Origin of the sequence: Allomesorhizobium camelthorni, assembly GCF_011045125.1 — a bacterium.
GTDB classification, from domain to species: domain Bacteria; phylum Pseudomonadota; class Alphaproteobacteria; order Rhizobiales; family Rhizobiaceae; genus Allomesorhizobium; species Allomesorhizobium camelthorni.
The window spans coordinates 1-1,210 of the sequence record NZ_JAAKZF010000263.1 but is presented as its reverse complement, the minus strand read 5'-3'; the positions used below and the strand labels follow the sequence as shown (position 1 = coordinate 1,210).

The 1,210-nt window shown below is 64.1% G+C and carries 1 protein-coding gene; it reads left to right on the top strand.

Annotated features, from left to right (window positions below):
- The coding region (locus G6N73_RS35765; protein WP_206079277.1) for an IS1634 family transposase at positions 1-1,210 on the top strand (1,210 nt) is incomplete at both ends.

The following is a 1,210-nucleotide window of genomic DNA, read 5'->3' as shown; positions in this document are numbered from 1 at the left end:
CGCTATCTCTACCTCGTGGAAAGTGTCCGCGACGGCAAAACCGTTCGCCAGCGCACGATAAAGGCGCTGGGCCGCAAGGATGCGCTGGTTGCCAGCGGCGAACTTGACAGATTGGCGGCCTCGATTGCGCGCCATGGCGAACGCAGCCTCATCCTGTCCGACATTGACGCGGGGCGGATTGCCTCTCGCCGCATTGGCGGTCCGCTGTTGTTCGGGCGGCTGTGGCAGCGGCTCGGGATCGGCGATGTGCTGGAAGAGGTGCTGGAAGGGCGCCAGTTCGGCTTTGCGGTGGAACGGGCGGTGTTCATTGGCACGTTGCATCGGCTGTTCGTCTCGGGCTCGGACCGCGACTGCGCGAACTGGATGGCCGATTATGGTATCGAGGGCGCCGAGGGTCTGGCGCTCCATCACTTTTACCGGGCCATGGCGTGGCTGGGCGAGGAACTCGGCGAAAAGGCGCAAGGCGCGCTGGTGGCGCGCTGCGTGAAAGACGTGATCGAGGAAAAGCTCTTCGCGCGCCGGCAGGACCTGTTCACCGACCTCAGCCTTGTGTTCATGGACACAACCTCGTTGTCCTTCCATGGCGCGGGCGGCGAGACGCTGGGCAAGCGCGGGCATTCCAAGGACTTGCGCCCCGATCTGGCGCAAATGATCCTGGCGCTGGTCGTTGATGGCGAGGGCCGGCCGATCTGCACCGAGATGGTGCCCGGCAACACCGCTGACGTGACCGTCCTGTTGCCGGTGGTCGATCGGCTGCGAACGCGCTTCGGCGTCACACGCGCCTGCGTTGTCGCCGATCGCGGCATGATCAGCGCCGATACCATCGCCGCGCTCGAAAAGCTGGGCATGGCATACATTCTGGGGGCCCGCGAACGCTCGAGCAGCGTGATCCACAACGTCGTGCTCAATGAAACGGCGCCGATGGTTCCGCTCGTTCTCGAGCGCCAGCGCGGTGAAACTCAGTTGTGGGTCAAAGAGGTCAAGGTCGGTAAAGACCGCTACATCGTCAGCCGCAATGACGCCGAGGCCGAGAAGGACAAGGCCGACCGCCAGGCGATCATCGCCGGCCTCGAGGCCCAGCTCAAGAAGGGCGACAAGGCACTGGTCGGCAACTCGGCCTACCGGCGTTACCTCAAGGCCAGCGGCAAGAACTTCAAGATCGATGTCGGTAAGCTTGCCGAGGAAGCCCGCTACGACGGTATCACCGTGG